Origin of the sequence: Huintestinicola sp. (assembly GCF_051882455.1) — a bacterium.
Lineage (GTDB): Bacteria > Bacillota > Clostridia > Oscillospirales > Ruminococcaceae > Huintestinicola.
The window spans coordinates 144,114-152,844 of sequence record NZ_JBJERV010000095.1; the positions used below are offsets into that span (position 1 = coordinate 144,114).

Here is an 8,731-nt window from a genome sequence, read left to right on the forward strand (position 1 = left end):
TTCTTTTACTCTATATAAAAACGTCTTGCCTGACGTCATAATGATTATATCAGATTGCAGAAAATAATCAATACCCACAGGGCAAAATTGATTATTTAGTCACAATTTGTAACCGCGCTGTTATCATTATGGAAAAATACAGAAAAACGGGGCAGAACATACCCCGTTTTCCGAACTCATACTATTATAAAAGCGTCACATCATTTCTTGGAAATGGTAACAGACTCGATAAATTCGTCAAATCCTGCCTGAGCGGCTTCGGCATTTTCCTTCTTTGCCTCGCAGATAATGTAGAAAACATCTTCATCAGAATAGAAATAATATACACGGTCAACATATTCGCCGTTTATCTCCTTTTCCTCGGAAAGAACATACTGATCGTTTTCGTCCTTAACATATTCGCCGTTTTCATCTGTTACGGGCGGGAAAATGTATGATGTGACTGTGTAATCGTATCTTATGGCGTCAAAGCCTGCAACAGTAGTCTTTACAGGCTCGGAAAACTCCGTATCAGCCTGATACAGCATATTGTTTACCTTGATGGAAGCACAGCCCGAATCGGCAAAAACCTCAAGATCCTGAAATTCCTCCTTGAAATTCTGAGCTTTTACCACAATACCGCCGACAGGTGATGAATACTGCTTTCCCTCAGCATTGTCAATTACAGTCTCATAGCCATCGGGAAGAGTGCAGTTAAACTTGAAGATAGCCAGGTCCTCCTCATTCTCCACCTCTCTGCCTGTATAAAAGCTGACAGTTTCTTCTTCGCCATCGATCTCAAAGACATCATCAGAAGCACTTGCGGTCGAAACAGACGAAAAATCAGGCTTTGCCGCTTCTGTTGTCTCGGAAGTTTCTTCATTGCCGTTTTTTCCGCAGCCTGTCATAATAAGGCAAACTGCTGCTAAAGCAGCAAGCGCTTTTTTCATTTTATTATCCATTTTAAGTACATCCTTTCAAATTTATCAATTTATATTTTATATCGGGGATTTATCCCGAATCGGGAAAGATATGCGTTTTCATCGGAAAATCGGTCCTGACCGTAAAATCTCACAGGTGAACGCAGTCCGTCAGACGCGGGAGACTCTGACATAGGAATGTCGATCACAACAGAACAGCAGTCCGCAGACTCCGAAAATGATATCTCACACCCGAATATACCGCTCACAAGAGCATTAAGCTTTGCTGCAGGACTATAATCATCGGGCTTTATGACCGCTTCCGAAGCAAGCTCTGAGGGAAGCCTCATAATGTATCCGCAGGTCAGGCTCGCTTTCATACGGTCTGCACCCTTTCGCGCAAGCGTTATCCCCATAGCCTCCACGTGCCGTTCTCCTTCCATAGCCTTTACCGCAAAATCGGTAAACAGAAGCTTCACAGCACGCATATCGACCCTTGCAAACATTCCCGAAGCAATATTTGCATTTATCTGAATATTGTGCCTTGAAAGCACCTCGGAAAGCTCGTCGGCAAGCCTTGTCAGTCCCGCAGAAACGCTGACAGGAGCAAAATCCGAGCATTTACGCCCCATAAGTTGCATTATCTCTTCGGGAATGAGAAACTCCGACAAAAGCGTGAGCATAGAGCTGTCGATAACGCTCAGAAGCTTTGCCGCAGGCTCCGTCTCATAAAGGTCGAACAGATTATCGGCGGCTGCAGATACGGCAGAAACAGCATGACGCACCGCAGCGTTCAGGACTTCAAAGCAGTCATCCGAAAATGAAGAGGCAGGAGCGATATTAACAAGACTTTCGCTGTCGTTTACAGGGGAAACATACGCCTTATATAGCTTGCCTCCGCAGTAAACATACTTTTCATAAGCTTCTCCCGTATGAAGTGAGGATATCCCGGAAGAAAGCTCAGCTGCAAAAGGCTCAAAGGCTCTGTTGCAGTAAACAAGCCCTTCCCTGCCCGAAACAGCGGCAGGCAGAAGCGAATTATCGTATATCCTGCGGTACTCGTCCGAAGCAATGCCGGTATCCATACTCCCCACCCCATTTCTTCACTTCATTATAATATAAAGTATATCACATTTCAATCCGCAAACTAACTAATAATAAGAAACTTTTATTTGTCCTATTTGTAAATAAATAAGTTTTTGTGTATAAATAGTGTACATTTCGAGTGAAACAGAGGTATATGCCTTTTCCGGCAGCGATAGAATTTTGAAATCCTGTTAAAATTTGCACAAAAAGTATTTTTTTTTGAAAAAACACTTGCCAAAAGAGCAAAAATAGTATATTATTATAGTGTACGGCAAATTACTAAAAAAGTAAGTGCCAATCCGACCGTTAAAAAATTAACAGTCGGGAGATAAATAATTCTTAGGAGGAATTTTATCATGTCAGTAAAAGTTGCAATCAATGGTTTCGGCAGAATCGGCCGTCTCGCATTCCGTCAGATGTTCGGCGCTGAGGGCTACGAGGTAGTTGCTATCAACGACCTTACCAAGCCCTCCATGCTCGCTCACCTTCTCAAGTACGATACCGCTCAGGGCGGCTACTGCGGCAGAATCGGCGAGAACCTTCACACTGTTTCCGCTGATGACGAGGCAGGTACTATTACTGTTGACGGCAAGACCCTCAAGATCTACGCTATGGCTAACGCAGCTGAGCTTCCTTGGGGTGAGATCGGCGTTGACGTTGTTCTCGAGTGCACAGGCTTCTATGTATCCAAGGCTAAGTCCCAGGCTCACATCGACGCAGGCGCTAAGAAGGTAGTTATCTCTGCTCCCGCAGGCAACGATCTTCCCACCATCGTTTACAACGTAAACCACAAGACCCTTACAAAGGACGACACCATCATTTCTGCAGCTTCCTGCACAACAAACTGCCTCGCTCCTATGGCTAAGGCTCTTAACGATTACGCTCCCATCGCTTCCGGTATCATGAGCACTATCCACGCTTACACCGGCGACCAGATGATCCTCGACGGTCCTCACAGAAAGGGCGACCTCAGAAGAGCAAGAGCTGGTGCTGCTAACATCGTTCCCAACTCCACAGGTGCTGCTAAGGCAATCGGTCTCGTTATCCCCGAGCTCAACGGCAAGCTCATCGGTTCCGCTCAGAGAGTTCCTACTCCTACAGGTTCCACAACTATCCTTACTGCTGTTGTTAAGGCAAAGGATGTTACCAAGGAAGGCATCAATGCTGCTATGAAGGCTGCTGCAACCGAGTCCTTCGGCTACACCGACGAGCAGATCGTTTCTTCCGATATCGTTGGTATGAAGTTTGGCTCTCTCTTTGACGCTACTCAGACCATGGTTTCCAAGATCGATGACGACACATATCAGGTACAGGTTGTTTCCTGGTACGACAACGAGAATTCTTACACCTCTCAGATGGTAAGAACAATCAAGTACTTTGCTGAACTCAACTGATAATTGACTGATAACTGATTTTAATTAAATTATCCCCGTTTGTCGGATATTTCACTGTCCGAAAAACGGGGATTTTTTGTATATTAAGTTGTGCATAGTCAAGTATCACCCTCTGCTGCCATATCCTCGTGTAAATCGGTGATCGTGTCGCCCTTCGACTGGAAATAAGCCGCAGTAAAAGGATCTCCTGCCGAGGACTGAGGATAAATTCCCAGAGTATGTGCAACAAAATAAGAATCCATTCCGCCTGCCTTTATCTGCTCGGGAGTAAGACCCTTTGTTAGCTGATAAACAATTGCGGATATCATCTCAACATGTGCAAGCTCTTCCGTACCCACATCAGTCAAAATACCCTGCACCTGAGCATAAGGGGCAGTATATCTCTGACTGAGATATCTCTGAGAAGCGCCCAGCTCACCGTCAGCGCCGCCGAGCTGCTCAACGATAATCTTAGCCAGAGCAGGGTTTGGATTTTTAATATTAACGGGATATTGAAGACGTTTTTCGTAGACCCACATATTCAGTTAGCCTCCTTTTCCCATGGCCATGGACCCTTGACCCATTCAAAAACCTTATCGCAGTCGGACTGCATCGGTGAAATGGGACCGAATAAATTAGCGTAAGCCGCAGCCGCCCTGTCTCTCAGCTCCTTGTATTTTCTGAAAGCCTGAAGCCCGTTTGGACAGGTTGGGTGGGTGTCGAGATAAAGCTGCAGCTCGTACAGATAAAAGTCGTACATCTGCACCGCATACAATAGCTGTCTTTTTTTATTTTCCATATCTCTGCACCCCTTCCTTGCCTAAAAACGGAAGATCAAGCCTTGGAAATATGGTACCCTTTGCCAGAGCCACATTTTCCGCATATGTCTCCTCCCAGCTCTGATAGGGAACATATGCCATTGCCAGCGGAGTGTCCTCGGGAAAGCGACCTATCGGAACGGTCAGACCCTCGGCAGAGCATTTGGAGTATGAATTATCGTTCATAGTCTGCTCCTTTCGTAAATAAATGATAGCGAGCATACCTGCTCATTTATCATTATATTCCGAAATTTACGGACTGTCACATCTCAGGAGCATTGTAATTTTTTCTGAATTCCTTCAAGATCCCCCTTGACAAATCGGTTTAACTATGTTAAACTAAAATCACAAGTTTACTAAAATTAAACCAACCCAAAGAAATGAGATGAAGAAAAAATGCCCGAAATAAAGCTTGGCGAAATGGAAGCAAAATTTGCGGAAATAATCTGGAAAAACGATAGTATCCCCTCGGGAGAGCTTGTAAAGCTCTGCGAAAAGGAGCTTAACTGGAAGAAATCCACCACCTATACAATGCTCCGCCGACTTTGCGAAAAAGGACTTTTCAAAAACGAAAACGGCAAAGTCACCGCACTTATCACAAAGGACGAGCTTGCCGCCAAAAAAGGCGAAGAGCTAATCAGAGAAAGCTACGGCGGCTCACTCCCCCGCTTCATCGCCTCCTTTGCGGAAAGAAAAGCCCTCAGTAAAAAGGAGCTTGACGAAATTCAGCAGATGATAGACGATTACCGAAAGGAGAGCTGAAATGACCGAGCTGTTTCTTAAAATACTCGGTATGAGCGCCACCGCCGCCCTCACAGCCGCAGCAGTCCTCCTCCTGCGCCTTGTGTTGAAGCCCGCCCCGAAAATATTCTCCTATGTCCTTTGGACAGCAGTCTTTGTAAGGCTCCTCATACCCTTTTCCCTGCCCCTTCCCACCTCGGAACTCAGTCCCATAACCCCCGTAACTATCCGGACCGAACCTTATACATACGATAAAAGCTATAATCAAGCCGTTCCCCTTTCCGTAGGCATTGATGCAGAGTCAGAAATATCGATCTACACAAGCGAAACCATTGCCGAATTTAAAAAGCCGAAAACAGCTCTTGAAATTTTCTCCGTAATATGGCTTTCGGGCGTTCTGATAATGACAGCACGCTGGATATATTCATATCTCCGACTGAGAAAAACTCTGAAAAATTCACGCCCCGACGGTCAGAATATCTATACCTCGGATAAAATATCCACTCCATTTATATTCGGTATCCTGCCGCCACGTATCTATCTCCCCGAAAGCCTTTCGGGAAACCGCCGTGAGCTTGTTATTCTCCACGAAAAATACCATATAAAGCGCCTTGACCATATCGCCAAGCTTGTAATGTACCTTGCCCTCTGCATACATTGGTTCAACCCCATAGTATGGCTAAGCTTCAGACTTTGCGAGCGTGATATGGAAATGTCCTGCGACGAAGCGGTAACAGGAAAAATGAACAAAAGTGAAAAAGCGGATTATTCTGAGGCTCTCCTTGAAGCCGCACCAAAAAGATCCGCCTCCTTCACCGCAGGCTTTTCTGAAAGCGGCACAAAGCGCAGAATAAAAAATGTCCTCAATTTCAAAAAGCCTGCCCTTTGGGTAATGCTCCTCTGCGCCATCGCCGCACTTCTTGCCGTTATCGTCCTCTCCTCCGATAAAACTCCCGAAAGCACGCCCCAAGCCCCGGAAAATGCCATTACCGGGCTAAGCTCCGATCATAACCCCCTGAATGATATCTCCGCCGATGACCAAACCGTCATCTCTCTTATAACAAAAAGCGGACAGCAGTACCCCTTTTCCGCCGAAAACAACTCCGCCGCACTGAAAATATTATCCGAGACCGAATTTACTCCCACTGAGCTTTACGAGTATGTCCCCTCGGAATTTGAGCTCCGCCTTGCCCCGAAGGATAACCCCTATTCATTCGGACAATACGCCTTTGCTCCCGCAAAAAATACTGACGGTGAACACATCTTCTCCGTTTCGGTAATGTCCACAAACACCGATTATAACTATTCACTTCCCGAGGAAAGCTATAAAGCCCTCAAAGAGCTTGCCGACCTCACATATAATTACGCAATGACCGAACTCGATAATATTCCCCTCACCATACCCGTAATCCCCGCCTCCCCCGAATTTCTCCAAAGCGTCTACTTCGGTTCCGAATTTCCCCATCTCCTCTATGCCAATGAATATGATACCGTATTCACCGACGGAATGAACGGACTATATTTATGCAGCGACCAAGCCGTATTATGGGCAGCAGACATCGGCTCAAGCTTTGCCGCATATAAAAACGAATTCCCCTTCGAGTTCAGTGCACCAAGCTGGAATGGAATATCAACAGGCGCCTTCACCGACGAAAACGGACAGCTCCGATTATGGTGCAGCATAGGCGGAGCAATGTCAAACCACTACATAAATTATATGATCGACCTTGAAACAAACACCCTTAATTACATTGACGAAATCCCCGAAGACACACGAAAAGTCAGGACCTACAGCTACTATGATTTTTCCGAAAACGCCTCCCGGCCCCTTGACAGCCATATCCTCTACTACGACAGCGACCCCCAAAACTTCGTTTACCTGTCAGCCAATAAAAACAGCTTTGACCTTTCACTTGTAAAAATCGTCCGTCATACCTCAGAAGGTCATACCGAATTTATCCCCTTCCCCGAAAACAGTCCCGCAATTGATCCACAAGCCCAAAGCAAGCTGCATTTCGGAACCTACCGCCTGTCCGATACAAATGAGGAACTGTCTCTGAACAGCGTCACCATCTCCCCTCTCGGAAACGCTTCAATAATGTTCTCACCCCTCTCAAGCTTTCTGTGTATCGGAACAGCCGAGCTGAACGCCGACCACACAAAGCTTATCGTAACCGCCTCAGACAGCGGCAGATACGTTTTCGATATTGACGGCAGCAGCCTTATCTACCGCCAAAACGAAAGCATTGAAGGAATAGCTGCCACCCCGAAGGAAATGAGCGGAGCATACGAGGGAGCAGTTTACATCTATTCGGAAGAGTGATATCATTATAGCACATTTATTCTGTTTTGTCAATACATTTCAGAACATATTTTCCAAATTCATATACCTGCACAAATTTCGCATATATGTTTCGTAAATAATTTCCAAAAAAAAAATCCCCGATATGCTCCAAACCACCAAAGCATATCGGGGAAAAAATTTACCGATCAGTCATCAAGGCACTTGTCCAGGCTGTCGCAGATAGCCTGCTTGTCCATCTTCTGACCGATGAAAACAAGCTTTATCTCCCTGTCGCCGTACTTCTCGTCCCAGTCAGCGGCAATTTCGGGGTACTGCTTCAGAAGGCGCTTTCTCTCCTTCTCGGGAGCAGCGGCAAACCACTTGCCCGAGCCTGTTGCGGTTATCTGAACGCCTGCCTGCTCAAACACAAAGGCGTTTTCAGGGTCGTCGGAGAACCACAGCATACCCTTGCAGCGGATAATGCTCTTGGGCCAGTTTCCGACCCATTCCTGGAGCCTGTCCTTGTTGAAGGGACGGCGGCGGCGGTAAACGAAGGTACCTATGCCGTATTCCTCAGCCTCGCCCTCCTCGTCATTGTGGCAGTGACCGCAGTGACAGTTTTCGCCGTGCTCGTGGTGGTGATGTTCGTGATGCTCGTGTTCATCATGCTCGTCATCATCGTCATCATGCTCATGGTGATGATGATGCTCGTGCTCCTCTTCCTCCTTGCCTGCTTCCTCGAAAGCCTTTGCCCAGCCTGCGGAGGTAACAGCCTCTTCAAAGTCGTAAGCACCCGTATCAAGTATATCCGAAACAGCCACCTTGCCATAGCTTGCCTCGATAATTCTTGCCTTAGGCTGCAGCACCTTTATCATAGCCTTTACCCTGCCCAGCTGCTCGCTGTCCACCTTGTCAACCTTGTTGAGGATAATGGTGGAGCAGAACTCTATCTGCTGGATAAGGAGATTTTCAATATCCTCCTCGTCGATATTTTCTTTAAGCAGATTGTCGCCGCAGCCGAACTCGGTAGCCATTCTCAGAGCGTCCACAACGGTAACGATGTTGTCAAGGCGGCATATAGGCGGATATTTCCTGTCAGCCTTGCCCTCAAGAACGGAAATGGACTGAGCAATGGGCAGAGGCTCGCAGATACCGCTCGCCTCAATGAGAATGTAGTCAAAGCAGCCTGTTTTGATAAGCTCGGTGATCTGGTTCATCAGGTCTACCTTGAGAGTGCAGCAGATACAGCCGTTTGACAGCGGAACAAGGTTATCGTCCTTCTGAGTTACGGTGCCGCCCTTCTGGATAAGCTCGGCGTCAATGTTCACCTCGCCGATATCGTTGACGATAACAGCACATTTGTAGCCCTCCTGATTATTGAGAACATGATTGATAAGAGTAGTTTTGCCTGCTCCGAGATAACCCGTCAGCAGAGTAATGGGAACAAGCTTTTTTGTATCAGCCATAATTAACATTCCTCGTATAATATATTTAAGGGTAATTTAAAGAGAACCCTCATAAAACCTCTAG

Annotated in this window: 8 protein-coding genes and 1 pseudogene; 3 read left to right on the forward strand and 6 right to left on the reverse strand. The window is 46.4% G+C overall.

Features of this window, described 5'->3' with window-relative positions:
* Positions 1-200: 200 nt before the first annotated feature.
* Both ACI4J0_RS12205 and ACI4J0_RS12210 read right to left on the reverse strand, forming a co-directional pair.
* Complete coding sequence (locus tag ACI4J0_RS12205) at positions 201-941, reverse strand: hypothetical protein (RefSeq protein WP_439766089.1); 741 nt, start codon at positions 939-941, stop codon at positions 201-203.
* A 29-nt stretch (positions 942-970) separates the two neighbouring features.
* On the reverse strand, positions 971-1,984 hold the full coding sequence (locus ACI4J0_RS12210) for a hypothetical protein (protein WP_439766090.1): 1,014 nt from the start codon (positions 1,982-1,984) through the stop codon (positions 971-973).
* A gap of 357 nt (positions 1,985-2,341) precedes the next feature.
* Here ACI4J0_RS12210 and gap point away from each other — a divergent pair, with 357 nt between their 5' ends.
* Positions 2,342-3,379 carry a type I glyceraldehyde-3-phosphate dehydrogenase gene (gene gap, locus ACI4J0_RS12215; protein WP_439766091.1) on the forward strand — a complete coding sequence of 346 codons (1,038 nt, stop codon included), beginning with the start codon at positions 2,342-2,344 and terminating at the stop codon, positions 3,377-3,379.
* Between the two features lie 110 nt (positions 3,380-3,489).
* Here the strand turns inward: gap and ACI4J0_RS12220 are convergent.
* The 3 genes and pseudogenes from ACI4J0_RS12220 to ACI4J0_RS12230 form a co-directional block, all read right to left on the reverse strand.
* A pseudogene (locus ACI4J0_RS12220) lies at positions 3,490-3,897 on the reverse strand (manganese catalase family protein); the annotation flags it as partial.
* Positions 3,898-3,899: 2 nt separating this feature from the next.
* A complete protein-coding gene (locus tag ACI4J0_RS12225) occupies positions 3,900-4,157 on the reverse strand; it encodes a spore coat protein CotJB (RefSeq protein ID WP_439766092.1) in 258 nt (85 codons plus the stop codon).
* On the reverse strand, positions 4,147-4,362 hold the full coding sequence (locus tag ACI4J0_RS12230; RefSeq protein WP_439766093.1) for a spore coat associated protein CotJA: 216 nt from the start codon (positions 4,360-4,362) through the stop codon (positions 4,147-4,149). The genes ACI4J0_RS12225 and ACI4J0_RS12230 overlap by 11 nt, the downstream gene beginning before the upstream one ends.
* A 210-nt stretch (positions 4,363-4,572) precedes the next feature.
* Between ACI4J0_RS12230 and ACI4J0_RS12235 the strand changes: the two genes are divergently transcribed.
* Both ACI4J0_RS12235 and ACI4J0_RS12240 read left to right on the forward strand, forming a co-directional pair.
* Positions 4,573-4,938: a BlaI/MecI/CopY family transcriptional regulator gene (locus ACI4J0_RS12235; protein WP_439766094.1), complete on the forward strand. Its 366-nt coding sequence runs from the start codon at positions 4,573-4,575 to the stop codon at positions 4,936-4,938.
* A 1-nt stretch (position 4,939) separates the two neighbouring features.
* Positions 4,940-7,240, forward strand: coding sequence for a M56 family metallopeptidase (locus tag ACI4J0_RS12240; protein WP_439766095.1), 2,301 nt, complete (start codon positions 4,940-4,942; stop codon positions 7,238-7,240).
* Between the two features lie 167 nt (positions 7,241-7,407).
* Here ACI4J0_RS12240 and ACI4J0_RS12245 read toward each other — a convergent pair whose 3' ends face one another.
* Complete coding sequence (locus ACI4J0_RS12245) at positions 7,408-8,667, reverse strand: GTP-binding protein (RefSeq protein ID WP_439766096.1); 1,260 nt, start codon at positions 8,665-8,667, stop codon at positions 7,408-7,410.
* Positions 8,668-8,731: the final 64 nt, after the last annotated feature.